Raw genomic sequence first — 19,293 nt, forward strand, 5'->3', positions numbered from 1 at the left:
ACCCTCGCCTCGGGACGGCCGCGATCGATCGCGGCCGCCCCGGCCCCGATCCGATCCGATCCGATCCGATCCGGGTGAACATCGCCCCTCTTCCGATCCCGACCGAGCCCGCCCCTCGCCGTCCCTCGAGCGGGTCCGGAGGCGACTCACCGCCGCCGCCAGGGGCGGAGGGGAGCGGCGCGGCGGAGGAGGAGAACAGGACGATCGGCGGCGAGGTCGGGGAGGATCAGGCCCACCGCCAGGGCCGCGGCGCCGATGAGGGCGGTGCGGAGCACCCTCGGGCTGGACGGTGCCAGGCCGTCCCGCTCGAGGCCGGGAATCGGCGACGAGGGAGGGATCGCCGGCCCTCCGGTGAGCAGCGGGGTCGAGTTCCCCTGGGACTCGACCGGGAACGCGGGGGGGGGGAGAGGCGGATCCAGCGCGGTCGAGCCGATCGCCGGGCGGCCCCAGGCGACCCGGAGGCCGGCGAGCAGCATGGGAAGGCCTCCTGGCCCGACAACCGGGCGCGTCCCGTCGGGTCGGGAGGCCTCGGGAGCGAGGGGAACCGCCTCGGCCCCGTACCTCGACGCGGGGGGGGCGGGCCAGGCGTCGATCGCCGATAGCTCGTCCGGCTCGCGGCCGTCTTCCCGATCCTCGGATGCGAGGAAGAGCCCCACGACGTCGGCATCGGGGGCGGGGGAGGGGATCACCGTGGGGATGCCCCCCTCTCCCCGGACCTCGGGCCCGGTCGGCAGCAGGCCGCCGACCGGGGCCGCGGCCACGGTGGGCAGGGGACGGGGGGACACATTGCCGAGCCCGTTAGGAACGAATCGGCCAACGCCGAAGGATTCGAGCAAGGTCCCAACCGTCCCCCCCGAGGCGTCGATCGCCGCCGATGAGGTCCCCCGGGCGGAGGACGAGCCGAGGAGGGTCGCCTGGCCGAGCACCATCACGTTGGTCAATTCGCTCCCGAAGGAAACCGGAACCCCGCCGTCGTCCCCCGAGCCGGGCCGACCCGTCCCCGGGGAGAAGGGCGAGAGCGGATCGGACAGGCCTCCCCGCTGGACTTCCAGGCCGTACCGGGCCGATCCCGATTCACTTCCGGAACCGGGAGACTCGATCCCCAGGTAGAGGATCGTCGGGTCGGGCCGAATGAAGGCGAGCATCTGCAAATCCAGCCCGCCGAACTCCGGATCGAGCGCCCAGGAGGAGATGAGATTCCCCCGCTCGTCGCTCAGGAAGACGCGGATCGGGCCGAGGTGACTCGGGTCGGGAGGGCCGTCGAAGAGCCTCCGATAGGAGATCTGGAGCGATCGGGTCGTCGGATCGACCGGCAGGGCGAACAGGTCGAGGTCCCCCCCGGGGGTGATGCGGCCCTCCAGGCGGATTTCCCCCACGGGGGGCAGCATCATCGGGCCGTCCTGGTCGTCAGGGAGCACGATGCCGCCGTCGGCCCAGGGCTCGTCGGGCAGGGCCGCCGTCGGATGCCGCCAGGAGGAGATCCGCCAGGGGAAGCGGGTCGAGATCCGCCAGGGTTCGGGCTGTTTCTCGATGCCGCCGAGCGGCAGGAGGATCGACCCGGCGGGCTTCTCCGGCCCGAGCGGAGGCGAGGGCTCGGAGAGGAGGCCAACCTCGGCGAAGGATTCCAGGACCGGGCCGATCGCCGCCAGGGAGAGCAGGGCTCGCCCTTCGAGGGCCTCGAGCCGGGGGCGTCGTCGCAAGCCGTGCTGCGGGTTCTTGGTGTGTCGGGCGACGCTGTTCACGGGCGAGCCCTCGTTCCCTGGGCCTCTCCGAGCCGGTGTCGGATCGGGTCGCAGCCATCGCCCCAGGCGACTCCCACCTGGCCGGGCCCGCCTGGTTCCCGGACGGGTCGCATCGGGCTGCTCCTCATCCGATCGAATTCCGAGCCATCGAGCCGACAGGATTCCGGCCCCTCCGCCGGCATCGCTCAGCAACGTGCGTGATCGACACCGAAGGAGAGACGCCGGTTCGAGTTCCGGCATTCGATCCGAGCGGCACGAGAATGGAACGGACAAGGGACCGCTCGACGGCGGCTCGAGGGAGGGCTAGAATGGACACCCGTACCGTCCGGGATCATGCCCCAGGCCACAGGACCGGGGGAGCGAGGACGCCTCCGAGGAGGGCGGGATGCCCCGAGACTCGGCCCGACTCCCGAGGACCCGGCCGCGACCTTCCGAGACGGTGGGCGTCCTGCCCGCGATCCGGTCGTCGGCCATCCGCTCGTGGTTCCTCCGGACCTTCCCCGGAGGCCCGACCCCGGCGCAGCGGCTGGCCTGGCCGGCGATCGCCTCGGGGGAGCATGTCCTGCTCGTCTCGCCGACCGGCTCGGGAAAGACGCTGGCCGCCTTCCTGGCGATCCTCGATCGGCTGTTCCGGGAGCTTGAGCAGGGCGGACTCGAGCCGGGGTTGCGCTGCGTCTTCGTGTCTCCGCTGAGGAGCCTCGGCTACGACATCGAGCGGAACCTGCTCGGTCCGCTGGAGGAGATCCGGCGGGACCTGGGGCTCGAGGCCAGCCCGGTGACGATCGGGGTCCGGTCGGGGGACACCTCCGGCCACCTGCGCCGGAAGCTGCGGGAGCGCCCGCCGCACCTGCTGATCACCACGCCGGAAAGCCTCTCGCTGCTGCTGAGCCAGAAGACCTGGGGGAGGATCTGGCAGGGGGTGGAGTACCTGATCGTCGACGAGGTGCACGCCCTGGTCCCGACCAAGCGGGGGGCGGACCTGGCCGTCTCGCTCGAACGCCTCTCGGCCCGATCGGCCCGGGACCCGAGCCGGATCGGGCTCTCGGCGACCTGCCGGCCGCCGGATCCGGCGGCTCGGTTCCTCGTCGGAGCGGGTCGGGAGGCCCGGGTCATCGAGGCTCCCCGGCCGGACGGCGAGCCGGGGCCGGCCATCGAGGTCGACTCGCTGCTCCAACGCGACGAGGAGCCGCATCGGGGGTTGACCTACCGTCGGCTCCTGAGGCGGATCCGGGACGAGGCGGACCGGAACCGGACGACGATCGTCTTCGCCAACACGAGGGCCGTCACCGAGCGGATCACCCACGACCTGAGGGAGCGCCTCGGCTCGGAGGCGGTGGCCGCGCACCACTCGGCACTGGACGCTCGCCGCCGAAGGGCGGTCGAGGCCAGGATGAAGGCGGGGGAGCTGCGGACGGTCGTCTCGAGCACAAGCCTGGAGCTGGGAGTGGACATCGGCACCGCGGACCTGGCGGTGCTGGTCGGCCTGCCGGGCAGCGTCTCTCGGTGCCTGCAGCGGGTGGGAAGGGCCGGGCACCAGGTCGGGGCGAACACCCGAGGCCTGATGCTCGCCGCGACCCCCGCCGAGCTGGCCGGGGCGGCCGTGACGGCCAGGGCGGCGAGGGAGGGAAGGGTCGAGCCGCTCCGGATGGTGTCCCGGCCGCTGGACGTCCTCTGCCAGCAGTTGATCGGCATGGCCTGCGCCGGCGAGTGCTCGGCCGACGAGGCGTTCGCCCTGGTGACCCGGGCCGCTCCCATGGCCGGGCTGTCCCGGGACGAGTTCGAGGCCTGCCTCGACTTCCTGGCCGGAGCGCTGGCCGCCCCTCCGGGCGCCTGGGAGCCCGAGCCGGGAGCGTCGCCAAGATGGACCTCGCCGCGGATCTGGAAAAAAGCCGGCCTGTTCGGGGTGCGCAACTCGAAAATCGTCCGCTGGTTCCGAGCGAACGTCGGGACGATCACGTCGGAGGAGTCGGTCCGGGTCGTCGTCGAGGAGGAGCCAATCGGCACCCTGGAGGGGACTTACGCGGAACGGCTCCAGCAGGGGGACCGATTCGTGCTGGACGGCCGGGCCCTGGAGTTCCTTCGGCTGGACGGCCTGACCGTCCACGCCCGACGGTCCGGAGGCGACCCGAAGCTTCCCCGCTGGACGAGCGACCGCCAGGGGCTCTCCGCCGAACTGGCGAGCGAACTGGCCGCCTTCCGGTACCGGGCCGCGACCTTGCTGGACGAGGGGCCCTCCGCGTTCCGATCGTGGCTGGTTGACTCGTACCGGCTGGAGCCGGAGGCGATCGGCGTGCTGGAGGCTCTGTTCGCGGCGCAGGAGCGGCTGAGCGAGGTCCCAAGGCCGGGGTCGGTGCTCGTGGAGGAGGCGCCGGACGAGCAGGGATATTCCTACACCTTCCATGCACCGCTGGGGCGGTCGGCCTGCGAGGCGGCTGGGCGGGCCGTTTCGGCGAGGCTGGGAAGGCGGTTCGGCCGGGACCTGAGGCTGGTGGTGGCGGACCTGGGCTGGCAGATCCGCCTGCCGGTCGAGGCGAGGTTGGGAGCGGACGACCTCGCCCCCCTGCTCTCCCCCGAGGGGTTCAGCGCGGATGTGCTCGAGGGGGTCGACCGCGGCGACTTGCTGGCGAGGCGCTTCCGGCACGTCGCGGCGACCGCGTTGATGGTTCTCCGCCGCCCGGAAGGGGGCCGGACGAAGGTGGGCGGCCTGCTCTGGGTCAGCCAGCGGCTCTTTCCGCTGGTGCAGGCGGCCTGCCCGGATCATCCCCTGCTGCGGGAGACGAGGCGGGAAGTCCTCGACGACCTGCTCGACGCGACGACGGCGAGGGCCTGGCTGGAATCGAGGCCGGTGGTGCGGTTCCGGTCGCTGGAAGGGCCGTCGCCCTTCGCCGCCGCGTGGATCGACGCGGCGGGACCGGAGCCGATGCGATTCGAGTCTCCCGAGGCGGCGTTGCGGCGGTTCCACGAACGGCTGTTCTCGGGAGACGATGCCTGAGGACGATGGTCCGGCCGGCCGGCCCGGCGGTCAGAACTGGTCCGCGCCGATGACCTCGCCGCCCTTGCGGGTGGCCAGGGCTCGCCAGGTCGCCGGGGTGATGGTGTCGCGGACGAAGCGGACGGAGCCGTCGCCGAGGAGGGCGTTGACGCCGCCGGGGTGCCGGCTCCGGGCGGTCTTCCAGCCGTAGTCGCTGCCCCGGAGGCAGTCGTAGGTCCGGCTGTTGGGCGGAGTGAAGTGGGTGTAGAGCATGCTGCGAAAATCCCCCTGAACCCAGCTCCGGTTGCGGACGCCGGAGTATCGGAAGGGGGAGCGGCAGTCCTCGGGGGTGAGGGGGACGTACTGGTCGATCGGCACGTAGGCCGCCTCGACCTGGACGGTCGCCGGGTCGTCGGCCTCGGGCTTCGGGATCGTGAACCCGCCGGGGCCCAGAAGACTCTCACTCAGAAGCACCGTGTTGCTCGATCCGTCTCGAAGCTCGGCGAGCGTCGTCCCCGAGTTGTAGTAGAACGTGCCGTCCGGCGCGCCGTGGATCGCCGAGCCGCCGTTGCTCGCCCCGGAGCCGGCGCAGGCCATGTAGCTGCCGGGGGCGAACCCAGGGGCCACCTCGCGGGCCTCGTCGCTTGGGCACAGAAGCAAAGCGAGGCGCATGCTGTAGATGGTCGTGTTCTCGGCCGAGTTGGTGGTCAGGCCGATCAGCGGCACGTCGAAGTTCAGGGCGTTATAGGCGGAGGTCTGCTCGAGGAACGGGGTGAGCATGGCGGGCACGGAATACCGGTAATGCTCACCAGGAACCCCGATGCGGACCCAGTAGTTCTCCGGCGGTGCGACGATCGCCCCGAACGGAAAGCGGCCGAGGGTGTCGTGATAGTTGTGCAGCGCGATGCCGAGCTGCTTGAGGTTGCTGGTGCACTGCATCCGCCGGGCCGCCTCGCGCGCGGCCTGAACGGCGGGCAGCAACAGGGCGATCAACACGCCAATGATGGCAATGACCACCAGCAGCTCGATCAGCGTGAACCCTTGACGAGTCCGAGACATGGAAGGCCTCCAAGGTCTGGGGGACCGGTCAGGGCAGAACTTCCAGGGCGACGCTGGCGGTGTACGACTCCAGGTCAAACAACGCACGGTCTTCCAGGGCGGCAGGGAGGGTCTTCTGGGCCCGGATGATCCAGGTGCCGGCGCGGTCAACCCGGATGGTGGCGATGCCGTCGTTGTCGGTCGGGATGGCGAAGCACCAGGCCTGGTCCGGCTTGAAGCCGATGTAGCGGGCGAAAACATCCTGGCGAGCGGCTGGCTTGCCTTGAAAGAGGACTCGAACCCGGAGGTCGGACCCGGCAACCCAGGACTCCGGCCCATCGAGCGGAACGATCTCGAACTCATGACCAAGGACCTTGGTGCTCCCCTCGTGCGCGTCTCCGGAAATAAGCAAGGCCTTGGCGAATTGGTGACTGCGCGCCGAATAGTCAACCGTGCCACCGAGCTTGGCGGCCTCGACCTTCGAACCGGTGGCGTGGCGATGCCCCGTCTCGTCAATGACAAGCGTGTAAATCGAAGGGTGTCGGATGACCTCGGCCGTGTAGAGCCCCTCTTCGTCCACCGTCACCACATTGGCATGGAGCGACGTGCCCTCGGTGCTCAGGTAGTTCACCGAGCCAGAGGGAGTATGCAGGCGATAGTCCTTGATCGTCTCGGCGTCGATCGGCATGTCCACCGGGACGATATGGCCCCAAGACAGATAAACCGTGTCTCGACTGCCCGGCGCCGTGAGCAACTGGCTGGCTAGCACCTTGATCTCGTGACCGCTTGCCCCTCCGGTCGTTCCGATCCAGATGACGGCCGTCGCCACACTCGTCCAACGGCCTCGGTTCGATCGCTTCCGCTCCATCGCAAGACCCTCCCAGAGCGCGAGGAACGCGGTCGGTAAGAAGTATTACAAATTCATAATAAACGCACCACCATCGCTCCACAAGGGCGCACCCGGGGAATTGCGAGGCAGGGCCGGGAATGCTTGCCAAGGGGGGAGTTACGGCGGTAGGCTTGGGCTCGGAGGCGAGTCCGTCCGGGCCGGCCCGAGGGGGCCGGCGGGCCGAGCGACAGGGGGCGGGGCATGTCGAGGGACGGTCCGGCCGCGAGGCCAAACGACGGAGACGAGTTGCGCCTGTTCCTCGACCGGATCCGATCGGGGGATGACGACGCGGCCCGGGAACTGCTCGGCCGGTATGAAGCGGAGGTCCGCCTGGTCGTTCGCCGGCAGTTGCCTCGGCTGCTGCGCTCCCGGTTCGACTCGCTCGACTTCCTGCAAAGCGTCTGGGGGAGTTTCTTCCGCCGGATGCGAGGGGGAGACGGGCCGGCCGACTTCGAGGATTCCCGGCACCTTGTCGCCTTCCTGGCCCGGGCCGCGAAGAACAAGGTGATCGACGAGTACCGCCGCGCCGGTAGCCAGAAGCAGGACATGAGGCGAGAGGAGCCCCTCTGGGTCGACGGGCAGCGCCCCCGGGAGGTGGCCGGCCACGAGGACTCGCCGAGCGAGGTGGCCCAGGCGCACGAGGCCCTGGCCAGGATGCGCGACCTGCTGCCCGAGGAGCGCCGGGAGATCCTGGTCCTGAAGGCCGAGGGGCTCTCCAGCCGGGAGATCGCCGATCGCAAGGGGATCAGCGAGCGGACCGTGCAGCGCGTGATCGAGGACCTCCGACGCCGCCTCGACCTGGACTCACGGCCAGGGGTGGTCCCGGAGGGTGCCGAGCTCCCCTCCTCGGGGGCCCCAGAGGAACCGGATGGTCGCTCGCCCGATCGTCGAGACGAATGACCGAGCCTTCCAGCCCGATCAGCCTGGCGACGACCTCCGGCCGGACCTGGGACGACGCCTCGTCTCCCGCCGCCGCCCGGCTGGCGCGCCGCTTCGAGGACGACTGGCGGCGGTCGCCCCCCCACGGCCGGCCCGACCCGGCCCGATACCTGCCCGACTCCCCCGACCAGCGCCCCGGCGCCTGGCTGGCGCTGCTGAGGGCGGATCTGGGCCTGCGCTGGGAGGCAGGGGACCGCCATCCGGTGGAGCGGTATCTCGAACGATACCCGGACCTGGACGACCAGGTGCTGGTCGGACTGCTGTACGAGGAGTTCTGCCTGCGGGAGGAGGCGGGGGCCGCCCCGGATCCCTCGGAGTTCGATCGGCGATTCCCGGAGCTTGCTCCCCAGTTGCGCCGGGTGCTGGATATCCATGAGTTGATCGGCGGAGCGAACGCGCCGACCCTGGGCTCGCTGGGGGGGACGGTCGACACCGGGGTCGCGCCGAAGACCCGTCGCGAGGGGGAGCCCCGGCCGGACGACCCGGTCGAGTTCCCCGAGGCGGGGGAGACGATCGGCGGCTTCCGGCTGGCCGAGGAGCTGGGCCGAGGGTCGTTCGCCCGGGTCTACCTGGCCCACGAGCGGCTGCTGGCCGATCGCCCGGTGGCGCTGAAGGTGGCCTCGGCCGGGTCGAGGGAGCCGCAGACGCTCGCCCGCCTGCAGCACACGCATATCGTCCCGGTGCACAGCTACCGGGTCGACCCGGTGACGGGGCTGCACCTGCTCTGCATGCCGTTCTTCGGCCGGACGACGCTGGCCGCCGTGCTGGCCGACCCGGCGACCGCGACGGCTCGCTCCGGGGCCGAGCTGCTGGAGGTGCTCGACCGGCTGGAGCCCCCCCCTCCCGGGGCTCCCCGGGGCGAGACGGCCGCCCGGAGGGCGCTGGCCGCTCGGTCCTTCTCGGGGGGGATCGCCTGGTGGGGAGCCCGCCTGGCCGAGGCCCTGCAGCACGCTCACGACCGCGGGGTGCTGCACCGAGACGTGAAGCCGACCAACGTGCTGGTGACGGCCGACGGCCTGCCGATGCTGCTGGACTTCAACCTGGCGCTGGGACCGATGCTCGACGGCCCCGACGACGAGCCGGCGAAGCTCGGCGGCACGATCGCCTACATGGCCCCCGAGCACATCGAGGCCCTGGCCGACGGCGTGGACACCGGCGTCGACGCCAGGGCCGACGTGTTCGCCCTGGGGGTGGTCCTGTTCGAGGCGATCGCCGGCACCCGGCCCTTCCCCGTGGTGAAGCAGGCGCGATCGGTTCCCGAGGCGCTGCTGATGACCGCCCAGCAGCGCCGGGAGGGGGCACCTCCGCTGCTCCGGGGGGGGCGGCCGATCTCTCCGGCGCTGGAGGCGGTCATCCGCCGGAGCCTGGAACCGGACCCGGAGCGCCGCTACCAATCGGCCGCCGAGCTGGCCGCCGACCTCCAGGCGGTGGCCGACGACGGGCCGCTCCGCGTCGCCCTCGAGCCGCTGGGGAGCCGCTCGGTGCGCTGGGCCCGCCGCCATCGCCTTCGGTTCGCGGTGGCGGCCCCGTTCGTGGTGGCGGCGGCGGTGGCGATCGAGGCGATCCACCAGGCGCAGGTCAACCGGATGGCGGCCGAGGACGAGGTCGAGCGCTCCATCGGCCAGGCGGATCTGTTGCAGCAGCAGGGGAAGCTCAACGAGGCGATCCAGATCTACCAGCGCGCCGCCGAGGACGCCTCGCGCTATCCGTCCCTCTCGGGGCTGGCCCGGCAAGCCTCGGATCGCAAGAAGCGGGCCCAGTATACCCGGTATCTCTCCTCGTGCGCCGACGAGCTGTTCGACCAGGCCGATCGGCTGCGCTACCGCCTCTTCGGGTTCGTCGCCCCCGAATGGCCGCTGGAGGAGGACCTTCGGGAGGTGCTGCGCGACTTCCGCGTCTTCGAGGACGTGGACTGGGCCTCTCGCCCGGACATCGCCCTGCTGAGGCCGGAGCAGCGCGGCCGGCTGCTGGACGAGGTGCCGGAGCTGCTGTTCCTTCGGGCGATTCACCAGTGGCTCTCGGGAAGGCCCCGGCCGGCGCTGGCGAACGAGGTGGCCGACCTGCGCGACCGGGCCGTGCGGGCCATGCCGCTCGACGACCCAAGACGGGCCCCCTGGGATCGGCTGGCTCGGGAGGTCGGCGTCGAGGCCCCGGCCGTCTCCCCTTCCTCGGCAGCGAGGAGATCGGGGGGGAACGCCTCGATGCGGGGGGCCGACGCGGCCTTCCTGTGGGGAATCGCCTTCGCCGCCCGGTTCCAGGGGACCGAGGATCCGGCCGACGCCGACCTCGCCCGGGCCTGGCTGGAGCGGGCCAGCCGACATCGGCCTGATTCCTACTGGCCGAGGTTCTACCTGGCGACCTTCTCCCTGGAGATGGGACGCACCGGCGAGGCGCTGCGGCACGCCGACGCGGCCGTGGCCCTGAAGCCGACCTCCGCCTGGGCCCGGTTCAACCGGGCGATAGCCCTCTGGGAGTCGGGCAACTCGGTCGAGGCCGAGGACGACCTGAGAGCCGCGGCCGAGCTGGTCAGCGCGGGCGACCTGGATCACCTGGGGGAGCGTATCGAGCTGAATCTGGGCCTCCTGCGCTTCGAGCGGGGGGATCGCGAGGCGGCCCGAGCGCACTTCCGAAGGCTCCTCGGCGAGGCGCCGATCGGGACCATGATCGGCGGGATCGGGGCCCGGGGGCTGGTGGGCCCGACGGTCGCGACCGGCTCGGGGCTGGGGGGGCCGGTCGCCGAGCTGGTCGCCCGGGCGGCGACCTCGGCCGCCAACGGCTCGCCGTTCGCCCGAGCCGCGAAACTCAACCTCGCCCGGCTCGACCACGAGCAGGGGAGGGCCGACCTGGCCCTGCTGGCCTACAGCGACCTGCTGTTCGAGCAGCCCGGCCACCGCGAGGCTCGGCTCGGCCGGGCGCTGCTCCGGCTCGGCCTCGGCGACGCCGAGGGGGCGCTGGCCGACTCGGCGGTGCTGGCCCGATCCGATCGCCTCGGCCTCGTCGGCCCCGGGGGCAGGCCCCGGCCCCCGGACCCGGTCGCACTGGCCGAGTCCACCGAGCTGCACGCCCGCTGTCTGCTGGAACTGGGCCGGGCCGAGGCGTCCCGTCGCGAGGCGGAGGAGGCGAACCGGATCTCCCCGGCGCCGTCCCGGGCCCGGCTGGAGCTGCGGGCGACCCTTGCGACCCGCCCCGGCGCATCGCTCCGCCTGGACGACCCGAGGGTGATCGACCTGCTGCCCAACCCCGGCCCCGCCCTGGCGGCCGACCTGAGGGCCGCCGCCGAGGCCCTGGCAGAGCCTCCCGCCGGACCGGAGCCCTCCCCCGTCCCCCGTCGTCTGACCCGGGCCGTCCTGCTCGCCTGCCTGGGAGACGCCTCGGAGGCGATCGACGAGGCGACCGAGGCGGTGCTCGGCGCGCCCGACTCGGCCCATCCCCGCCTGGTCCGGGCCCGCATCCGGCACCGGATGGGGGAACTCGACGGGGCGCTGGCGGACCTCGACGCCGCCCTGGCCCTGCACCCCGACGACGAGGAGTCGCTGACCCTCCGCGGCCTGATCCTCGCCGAACGGGGCCGCCCCCCGGCCGCGCTGGCCGACCTGGACCGCGCCCGGGCCCTGGGCCGGGACGACGCCGACGTGCACCGCGGCCGGGCCGTCGCCCTGGCCGCCCTCGGCCGCCTTGACGCCGCCCTGGCCGAGGCGTCAACGGCCCTGGCCCGAGACCCGCACGACCCGACGCTCGCCCTCCTCCGCGCTCGCCTTCTCCTCCGGGCGGGCCGGGCCGACGAGGCGAGGGCCGACCTGGAGCTGGCCCGCTCCTGGTCGGTCGACCGACCGGAGCTCAAGGCGGTCGTCTCCCTCTGGCGCCGGGCCCTGTCCTCCGCCGGTTCCGGCCGAGGGGGATCGGCGAACACGGCCCGGGCGTCGGGGTCCCGTCGGGCCGGATCGGCGAACCGATCGGCGGCGACCGAATAGCCGATCCCGGCGGCCTGGCGGTCGCGCTCCCGGCCGTCCGAGACTCGACGCCGAGCACTCGACCCGCTCTCCCTCAACGTCCGGCCGTCCTCCCCGAAACCGGAGAGCCGCCCGGAAGGAGGCTCCCGTCCCGGTTCCGGGAGACGATCGGGTTACGCTCCCAGGGCGTCCTTGAGTCGCTGGAACTCGTCGCGAAGAGTGTCCAGCGCGGATCGAAGCGTCTTGATCTCCGCTCGAAGCTCAGCGAGTTCGTCCGAGATCCCGGCGTCGGCCGGTTCCCGGGAGGGGCCGGACACGCATGGGCGGGGCTCCTCGATGCCGGCGGCCTGGGCGTGGGCGGCCTTCTGGCGCTCCCGTTCCAACTCCTCGGGGGGGTAGAGGCCGTGGGTCACCACGACGCCCCGCTTCTGGCCCGGGGGGGAAAGGAAGACGACCAGGTCGCGATCGGCCAGGGAGTGAAGCACCTCCATCAGTTCGTCGAGGTCGCGCAGGGCGTTGGGGCCGGTGCCGTCTTGCACCATCCGGGCGGCCCGGCCGCGAAGCTCGCCGACGGTCTGGGAGCCTCGGAGCAGCAGCTCGGCGAGCACGGCCATGGCGACGGGCTGGTTCTTCAGGTCGAGCCACTCGTAGAGGTTGTGACGCCACTTCTCGACCCGACCGCTGCCGGAGACGAGGATGGCGGCCCCTTTTCTCTGAAGGCCAAGCAGGGTGTCCTCGATGTCGACGGCGTCGTAGGAGGAAACCGGGTCGCGGTTGGACTTCTGGTTGCAGCCGGTGACCAGGGCGGTGACGGACATGGGGTAGGCGTCGGGGGTGGTCTTCTGCTTCTCGACCAGCACTCCCAGGACCCGCCGTTCCCGGGCCGAGAGGGGACTCCATTGCCGATGGGGGTTCGCGTCGCTCATCGTTCGCCTCGGGCCGACCGCGTCGGGGGGGATCGGGCCATTCTCTCGTCCCCCTCCCGATCGGGCAATGGCGAGACGGCCGATCGGCCAGGCCGGGCGATCGGGGACGATCCGGGAGGCGAGCCGACCGGGGCCCTGGATTCCAGCGGCCGGCGCTCCGCCGGTCCGCCCCCCGAGGCGATCGAAACGGGGCCCTCCTCCGTTCTCAACGGATCGCGGTCGCGAGGGAGGCTGGGGAGTGATAAACTGGAATGGTTGGCATCCGCGAATCGGCGCCGACCCCCGCCGGCCTCCGCCCGGCCGGGGTCGGGGGCCTGCGGTCGCACCGCGACATCCCAGGACAAAGATGGGGGGAAGCCATGGCCCGCCGACGGACCGCCGAGGCCCTCCCGAACCGAGTCGGCGACCTGCCGGTCGTCGAACGGACGCTGCCCAACGGGTTGCGGGCGCTGGTCCTGCCCCGCCCCCGGGCGGCGGTGGTGGTCTGTGACCTGTTTTACCCGGTCGGCTCGGTCGACGAGCCTCCGGGAAAGACCGGGCTGGCGCACTTCGTCGAGCACATGCTGTTCAAGGGAACGAAGCGGTTCCCCAAGGGGCAGCTCGACCGCCTGACGTTCGTCTCCGCCGGCGAGGTCAACGCCGAGACGGACGAGGACTGCACCCATTACTGGTTCCGATTCCCTCGGGACCGCTGGGAGCTGGCCCTCGACCTGGAGGCCGACCGGATGCGCGGCGCCCTGTTCGACCCGATCGAGGTCGAGGCCGAGCGCCGGGTGATCGAGGAGGAGCGCGCCCGAGAACTGGACTCCCCCGCCGGGAGGCTCGACGAGCAGTTCCTGCTCCAATCGTACCGATCGCACCCGTACCGCAACCCGATCCTCGGCTGGCCGGACGACCTGGCGGACATCACCGCAAGCGACCTCCGCTCCTTCTACGACCGCCACTACCGGCCCGACGGCGCCGTGCTCGTGCTGGCCGGCGACCTGGACCCGGAGCCGACGCTGGACGCGGTCTCCTCCCGGTTCGGGTCGATCCCCGCCGGCCGCCCCCGGCGCCCGAAGGGGCCGGCGGGAGAGCCTCCGCAGCGCGAGCGTCGCCGCTTCGAGCTGGTCGAGCCCGACGCGATCGCCCGGGGGGTGATCGGCTGGCACACCGTGCCGAGAGGGCACGCCGACGCGCCGGCCCTGGGGGTGACGGCCGACCTGCTGACGTGCGGCCGACGCTCCCGGCTCTGGGACGCCCTGGTCGAGCGCGGCCGGCTGGCGACGTACGTCGACGCCGGGCACGACCCGGCCCACCTGGCCGGGCAGCTCATTCTCCAGGTTGAGGCGGTGCCGGGCGTCGACCCGAGGAGGATCGAGGACCGCATCCGGGAAGAGGTCGACCGGCTAGCCGCCGAGGGGCCGACCCCCGAGGAGCTGCTCCGATCCCGGAGACGCCTCGAAGCCGCCTGGCGATGGCAGCAGGACGACCTGCCCGGGCTGGCCGGGGGCCTGGGGATCACCTCGCTCTGGGGACGCTGGACCGACTGGCCGGAGGCGCACCGGGCCGCGCTGGACGTCTCGGCTGACGACGTGAGGAGGGTCGCCTCCTCGTATCTCAGCCTCGAGGGCGAGACGGTCGGCTGGTCATTGCCGAGGGCCGGCCGGGCGGAGATCGTGCTGATGCCGTCGGTGGCGCCAAGCCCCCCGGGCCTCTCGTCGGCGAGGTCGGCCGCGGCCTCCGTCGCGGCGGCGCCGGCGTCGCTGATCACCTCGGCACCCACCCTGCCGGACTACCGGCCGAGGTCCCGGGTGCTAAGCAACGGCCTTCGGGTCATCACCGAGCGGCACCCCGGCTCCGGGGTGGTGGCGCTGGAGCTGGCGATCGACGCCGACTCGACGCGGGAGTCCGTCCCCGGGGCCGCCTACCTGACCGGCCGATTGCTGGAGGAGGGAACGGCGAGCCGATCGGCCGAGGAGATCGCCGAGGCGGTGGAGGACGTCGGTGGAGTGCTCGACGCGGGGTCGACCGGGGCGTCGCTGCAGATCCGAGCGGAGGATCTGGCCCTGGGAGTGGAGGTGCTGGCCGACCTGGTCCGGTGGCCGACCTTCCCCGAGGACGCCGTCTCCTGGGCCCGCCGCCGCATCATCGCCGAGCTGCGCGGGGATCGGGACGACCCGGCCTTCCGAGCCGACCTGCTCTTCCGGGGGCTCGTCTACGGCGACCACCCGTATGCGAGGGATCCTCGGGGCACTCCCCGACAGCTCTCGAGCCTCACCCGGGAAGACGTCGTCACCCACCACCGCCGGCTCTTCGCCCCGGATCACGCGGTCTTCGTGGCCGTGGGGGACTTCGAGCCGAGGTCGCTCGGCGCCCTGCTGGCGAGGCACTTCGGCGGCTGGGAGCCGTCGCGATCGCCGCTGCCCCCGGTCCCAAGCCCGAGGCGGTCGACCCGCCCTCGGACGAGACGGGTCGACCGGCCGGGGGAGCAGGTCCACCTGATGATCGGCCACCTCGGTATCGAGCGGCTGCACCCGGACTTCGAGGCCCTGGCGGTACTCGACCACATCTTCGGGGCCGGGCCGGGGTTCACCGACCGCCTCAGCGCCTCGCTCCGAGACGAGCTCGGCCTGGCCTACAGCGTCTCCGGCGGCATGACCGACTCGGCCGACCGGGCGTCGGGGATGTTCCGCGTGTATGTCGGCACCGGGCCGGACGAGGCCGATCTGGCCGCCGCCGCCGTGCTCGACCAGATCTGGGCCCTGCACCGCGGGGAGTTCGGCGACGCCGAGGTCGAGCAGGCCATCCAGTACCTCCGGGGGTCCTGGGTCTTCGACTACCAGACGGTCGGCCAGCGCTGCGAACGGCTCGTCGATTTGGCCTACTACGGCCTGCCGCTGGACGACCCGATCCGGATGCCCGACCGCCTCGCCCGGCTCACCCCCGCCGACGTCCGCCGGGTCGCCCGCCGGCACATCGATCCGACGGCGCTGGTCCGGGTGACCTACGGCCCGCTCCGAGGCCGGGGACGCGGCCGAGGCCGGTCGGCCCGCCCCGAGTGCGCCTGACGGGATCCCGGTCCCCCGTCCTCGGACCCGGACCCGGACCCGGCCGGGATCACCTCAAGGTGTGGTGACCTCGACAAGTTCAATGGTGACGACCGTGTTCGTCGCCTCGACCGTCGTGACCGCCTTCAGCAGCCGGCCGGGCACGTCGTCGGCAATCCAGGTCCGGGTCATCGAGGGACCGGCCTCGGTCTGGCCCGAGGCGTCGTACCAGGACGCCTCGAAGGTCCGGCCGGCCAGTTCGATCGTCTCCTCTCCGCTGGCGATGGCGTCGGACGGCTTGCCGATGTCCTCCTTGCTCTTGCCCGAGGGCAGGGGGAACCAGCGCCGGTGCCGGATGAGCTGGGTCCCCTCCTGGCTGGTCCCCTTGGCGTCGGAGCCCAGGAAGGTCTGCTCGACCACCGCCTGCTTCTCGTCGACGGAGAGCAGCGTCTGCGAGGTCAGCGCCTCCACCTTCTGGCCGCCGGACTCGGTCACCGTCCTCAAGGTGATCTTCGTCCCAACGGGAACCCGGGCCCAACTCGAGTAGAGCGGGGCCTCGACCATCTGCCGGGCGAGGGCGGGGGAGGAGGAGACGGCAACCGCGATCGTGCAGGAGGCCAGCGGGAGGAGGAGTCGCATCGGCGGGGCTCCGGTGGTCGAGGTCGGCGGGAGGGGGTCGGATCGACAGGGCAAGAAACGATAACAGCCCCACCCGTGGATCGCCAAGAAACTTCAAGGGGAATTCACAATGTGACGGTGACGGCGTCCGGCCCGCCTTCTCTGAAAAACGACAACATACGCACTCATGTCCTTGTCCCTGGTCCTGATTCATGGCGTTTTCATCGCACCGACATACGGCCGCCAAGCTCGACGGGTACAGTGCCGAGGCGGTTTACCCACCCCGGTTGTGTTTCTCAACCCCGGTAGTGCCCACCGATCGGAGAGACGAACGTGCCCTCCCCCATCCGGCCCGCGCACCGACGCGCGGCGTTCACGCTGATCGAGCTGCTGGTCGTCATCGCGATCATCGGCGTGCTCATCGCCCTGCTGCTCCCCGCGGTCCAGAGCGCCCGGGAGGCCGCCCGGCGCGCCCAGTGCACCAACAACCTGAAGCAGATCGGCCTGGCCTTCATGAACTTCGAGAGCGCCAACGGCCATCTGCCCCAGGGCCCGCACGACGGCCACCCTCAGGCCGTGGACGCCAGCGGCAATCCGTCCCCCAGCGGCTACAACTACGACGAGAATCCCCCGAGCTACGGCGGCACCACCTGCTGCAACGCCGCCCACCCGGACGGCTGGAACCACTTCTTCCGCATCCTGCCGTACATGGAGCAGCAACAGGTCTACAACCTGGCCAACTTCGACCTCCCCCCCATCTGGCCGACCGGAAGCCGCCCGAGCGGCTACAACAACGGCGAGAATGATGTCGCCCGAGTGGCCATCCCCACCTACACCTGCCCGACCCGACGCGCGATCGAGCCCTACGGCTCGAGCCTGATGTACCGCAACGACTACGCCGGCTGCGCGGGGTTCTTCCAGGGCCTGTCCTACGAATGCAGCACCAGTGAGGAGAACCCCCGCTTCCTCCCTCCGCCGCCCAACGGCCTGGGGCCGGTCGCCGACGAGCGAGCGAACCCGAACAAGGGGAACACCGGCGGCCGCAAGGGGGCGATCGTCTGGAGCGGCCAGGGCTGGACCCGCAAGCTGTCCGACTTCCGCGATGGCACCTCGAACTCGATCCTGGTCTCCGAGAAGAGCCTGCCCGACTCGCGCCACGGCTCCGACGGCGGCGACAACGAGCGCTGGAACAACTCCGGCTGGGACGAGGACTGCATCCGCTGGCACTTCGTCCCCGTGCCCGACTCGCAGGCCCCGGCCCTGAACGGTTTCTGCTCGGATCCGGCCGGCGGCAACACCGGCAGCACCCTCTGGCGGCGGATGTTCGGCTCCTCGCACCCCGGTGGCCTGAACTGCCTGCTCGGCGATGGCTCGGTCCGCTTCATCAAGTTCACCATCGACCCGTCGACCTTCCGCCGCCTGGCGGTGATCGACGACAACGAGCCGATGAGCGCCGACCAGTTCTGACCCCAGGCCCGACCGAACCCGACAGCACCCTCGAGGGATCCGAGATGCGAACGATCGTGCAGTCCGCCCTGCTCCTGGGCGTCGTTGCCCTGGCCGGATGCGGCGGCGCCGGCGAGCCGACAACCGACCCGGCCGACCTGAAGCCGCTCAGCGACGAGCAGCTCCAGCAGATCGCCGCCGAAGACGCGGCGATCGAGGAGGAGGAGTCGACCGGAGGGGGAATGATCCCCCAGAAGTGACCGGGCTTCGACGACCAGACGCTCCGGGCCGGCATCGGTCGATCGACCGGTGCCGGCCCGATGTCATTGACCGACCGCCGAACCGAACGCCCTGCCCCGGGCGGTCAGCGGGAGGAATCGATGTCGACATTCCCCTCGACGCTCGCCCGTTCGACCTCGCCGACGATCGCGGCCGGGCCCCCCGAGACGAGGTTCCCCCGGATCGCCACTCCGGAAGACCGCCCTCGCAGGCGGATCGCCTCCACCATGGACGGCTCCGCTCGCCGGTCGATGAGCGTGCAGCCCTCGACGATCGCCCCCCGGACGTCCCTCAGCTCCACCGCCCGGGAGGTCGGGTCGAGCACCTGGCAGTGGGCGATGGTGACCGCCTCGGAGTCGGCGACGGCAATCGCCGCCCCAGCATCGGGCCGGCCGGCTCGGACTCCTTCGAGGATCAGGCCGGTCATCGTCACTCCCGAGCAGCGCCGGACGACGATGCCGTCTCGGAAGGTGCCGCGATAGTCCGGGTTGTGGTCGATCGTGTTCGACCCCAGGGCGATGATCCGGCAGCCGTCCAGGTCGATCGAATGCCGATCGGCCGAGGCGAAGGAGTTGCCGGTGACCGTGACGCCCCGACAGCGGCGGAGCCAGAGGTTGCGGTCCTGGCTCTGGAGGATGTTGCCGACGATCGTCCAGAGGCCGGCCCCGGCGGCATCGTCGCGCTCGGGTCCCTCGATGCGAACGTTCGCCCCGTTCGGGCTGGGTTTGGCCTGGATCGTGTTCGAGGCGATGGTGCCCTCGCGGACGGTCCCCTCGCGGGCGTCGATCCAGACGTCGGCCGAGTCGGGGTCGCCCTCGGTGTCGGCGTCGTTGTACTCGATGTCGTTGCCGGTGATCTGGAGGTTGCGGACCTCGCTGCGGGCGATCTTGATGCCGGCATGACGCTGATAGCTGATGTGGCAGCCGACGATGATCGCCTGGTGCAGGTTCACGCCGTCGAAGTAGACCCCGATGGCGGGCCCCCGGCCGTCGTAGATATGGCAGGCGTCGATGAGGACGTTGCGGTTCCGCTCGGTCAGATGAACGCCGATGAGGCACTGGCGGATGAGCACGCCGTGAAGCGAGGCCTGGACCGTTCCGGTCAGCTCGAGGCCGACCGCCTGGTCGTGCTCACCGAAGATCTCGATGCCCGAAACCGTCGGCAGGCGCTCCCGGCCCACGACCGAGGGGCTTTGCGATCCCGGATCGGCCGACCCCTGGTGCGAGCCGACCACACGGAACGCCGGCCCGGCGCCTCGCATGACGACCCGGGCGGTGCCGTCGCCTCGGAGGGCCAACCGCCCGAGCCGGGCCAGGTCGACCTCCACGGTGCCGGTCAGCAGATAGGAGCCGCGGTCGAAGAAGAGGGTGCCGTCCCCTGCCTCGGCGGCGTGGCGGATGGCCTGGGTGTCATCGGTGGTGCCGTCGCCAACGGCGCCGAAGTCTCGGACGGATGCCATGCGGTGC

At 71.7% G+C, this 19,293-nt stretch carries 12 protein-coding genes; 6 read left to right on the forward strand and 6 right to left on the reverse strand.

Annotated elements, in window-relative coordinates; all coding sequences use genetic code 11:
• Positions 1-146: 146 nt before the first annotated feature.
• A complete protein-coding gene (locus tag TsocGM_RS05345) occupies positions 147-1,742 on the reverse strand; it encodes a hypothetical protein (RefSeq protein WP_126724269.1) in 1,596 nt (531 codons plus the stop codon).
• Between the two features lie 385 nt (positions 1,743-2,127).
• Between TsocGM_RS05345 and TsocGM_RS05350 the strand changes: the two genes are divergently transcribed.
• Positions 2,128-4,734 (forward strand): DEAD/DEAH box helicase, encoded by a 2,607-nt coding sequence (locus TsocGM_RS05350; RefSeq protein ID WP_126724270.1) that lies wholly within the window; start codon positions 2,128-2,130, stop codon positions 4,732-4,734.
• Positions 4,735-4,764: 30 nt separating this feature from the next.
• On the opposite strand, the gene TsocGM_RS05355 is transcribed toward TsocGM_RS05350, so the two are convergent.
• Together TsocGM_RS05355 and TsocGM_RS05360 are read right to left on the reverse strand one after the other, a co-directional pair.
• The gene (locus TsocGM_RS05355; protein ID WP_126724271.1) at positions 4,765-5,772 is read right to left on the reverse strand and encodes a DUF1559 domain-containing protein; all 1,008 of its coding nucleotides are present in this window, start codon (positions 5,770-5,772) and stop codon (positions 4,765-4,767) included.
• A gap of 28 nt (positions 5,773-5,800) precedes the next feature.
• A complete protein-coding gene (locus TsocGM_RS05360) occupies positions 5,801-6,619 on the reverse strand; it encodes a DUF4198 domain-containing protein (RefSeq protein ID WP_126724272.1) in 819 nt (272 codons plus the stop codon).
• 222 nt (positions 6,620-6,841) lie between these two features.
• Between TsocGM_RS05360 and TsocGM_RS05365 the strand changes: the two genes are divergently transcribed.
• Together TsocGM_RS05365 and TsocGM_RS05370 are read left to right on the forward strand one after the other, a co-directional pair.
• Positions 6,842-7,540: an RNA polymerase sigma factor gene (locus tag TsocGM_RS05365; RefSeq protein ID WP_126724273.1), complete on the forward strand. Its 699-nt coding sequence runs from the start codon at positions 6,842-6,844 to the stop codon at positions 7,538-7,540.
• On the forward strand, positions 7,537-11,550 hold the full coding sequence (locus TsocGM_RS05370) for a protein kinase domain-containing protein (RefSeq protein WP_126724274.1): 4,014 nt from the start codon (positions 7,537-7,539) through the stop codon (positions 11,548-11,550). Before TsocGM_RS05365 ends, TsocGM_RS05370 begins: the two co-directional genes overlap by 4 nt.
• Positions 11,551-11,702: 152 nt before the next feature.
• On the opposite strand, the gene TsocGM_RS05375 is transcribed toward TsocGM_RS05370, so the two are convergent.
• A complete protein-coding gene (locus TsocGM_RS05375) occupies positions 11,703-12,455 on the reverse strand; it encodes a YceH family protein (RefSeq protein ID WP_126724275.1) in 753 nt (250 codons plus the stop codon).
• A 359-nt stretch (positions 12,456-12,814) separates the two neighbouring features.
• Here TsocGM_RS05375 and TsocGM_RS05380 point away from each other — a divergent pair, with 359 nt between their 5' ends.
• Positions 12,815-15,505 carry a M16 family metallopeptidase gene (locus TsocGM_RS05380; RefSeq protein ID WP_126724276.1) on the forward strand — a complete coding sequence of 897 codons (2,691 nt, stop codon included), beginning with the start codon at positions 12,815-12,817 and terminating at the stop codon, positions 15,503-15,505.
• 54 nt (positions 15,506-15,559) lie between these two features.
• On the opposite strand, the gene TsocGM_RS05385 is transcribed toward TsocGM_RS05380, so the two are convergent.
• Positions 15,560-16,123 carry a hypothetical protein gene (locus tag TsocGM_RS05385; RefSeq protein ID WP_126724277.1) on the reverse strand — a complete coding sequence of 188 codons (564 nt, stop codon included), beginning with the start codon at positions 16,121-16,123 and terminating at the stop codon, positions 15,560-15,562.
• Between the two features lie 312 nt (positions 16,124-16,435).
• Between TsocGM_RS05385 and TsocGM_RS05390 the strand changes: the two genes are divergently transcribed.
• Positions 16,436-17,569 carry a DUF1559 domain-containing protein gene (locus TsocGM_RS05390; RefSeq protein WP_126724278.1) on the forward strand — a complete coding sequence of 378 codons (1,134 nt, stop codon included), beginning with the start codon at positions 16,436-16,438 and terminating at the stop codon, positions 17,567-17,569.
• A gap of 44 nt (positions 17,570-17,613) precedes the next feature.
• Positions 17,614-17,808 carry a hypothetical protein gene (locus TsocGM_RS05395; RefSeq protein WP_126724279.1) on the forward strand — a complete coding sequence of 65 codons (195 nt, stop codon included), beginning with the start codon at positions 17,614-17,616 and terminating at the stop codon, positions 17,806-17,808.
• 104 nt (positions 17,809-17,912) lie between these two features.
• On the opposite strand, the gene TsocGM_RS05400 is transcribed toward TsocGM_RS05395, so the two are convergent.
• Positions 17,913-19,286 (reverse strand): right-handed parallel beta-helix repeat-containing protein, encoded by a 1,374-nt coding sequence (locus tag TsocGM_RS05400; protein WP_126724280.1) that lies wholly within the window; start codon positions 19,284-19,286, stop codon positions 17,913-17,915.
• Between the last annotated feature and the right edge of the window lie 7 nt (positions 19,287-19,293).

The sequence above is a fragment of the Tautonia sociabilis genome, from assembly GCF_003977685.1.
In the GTDB taxonomy this organism is placed as follows: Bacteria; Planctomycetota; Planctomycetia; order Isosphaerales; family Isosphaeraceae; genus Tautonia; species Tautonia sociabilis.

Coding starts and splice junctions, on each gene's coding strand:
- TsocGM_RS05400 (WP_126724280.1), bottom strand. CDS start 19,286: ATGGCATCCGTCCGAGACTTCGGCGCCGTTGGCGACGGCACCACCGAT.
- TsocGM_RS05385 (WP_126724277.1), bottom strand. CDS start 16,123: ATGCGACTCCTCCTCCCGCTGGCCTCCTGCACGATCGCGGTTGCCGTC.
- TsocGM_RS05365 (WP_126724273.1), top strand. CDS start 6,842: ATGTCGAGGGACGGTCCGGCCGCGAGGCCAAACGACGGAGACGAGTTG.
- TsocGM_RS05375 (WP_126724275.1), bottom strand. CDS start 12,455: ATGAGCGACGCGAACCCCCATCGGCAATGGAGTCCCCTCTCGGCCCGG.
- TsocGM_RS05355 (WP_126724271.1), bottom strand. CDS start 5,772: ATGTCTCGGACTCGTCAAGGGTTCACGCTGATCGAGCTGCTGGTGGTC.
- TsocGM_RS05380 (WP_126724276.1), top strand. CDS start 12,815: ATGGCCCGCCGACGGACCGCCGAGGCCCTCCCGAACCGAGTCGGCGAC.
- TsocGM_RS05350 (WP_126724270.1), top strand. CDS start 2,128: ATGCCCCGAGACTCGGCCCGACTCCCGAGGACCCGGCCGCGACCTTCC.
- TsocGM_RS05370 (WP_126724274.1), top strand. CDS start 7,537: ATGACCGAGCCTTCCAGCCCGATCAGCCTGGCGACGACCTCCGGCCGG.
- TsocGM_RS05395 (WP_126724279.1), top strand. CDS start 17,614: ATGCGAACGATCGTGCAGTCCGCCCTGCTCCTGGGCGTCGTTGCCCTG.
- TsocGM_RS05360 (WP_126724272.1), bottom strand. CDS start 6,619: ATGGAGCGGAAGCGATCGAACCGAGGCCGTTGGACGAGTGTGGCGACG.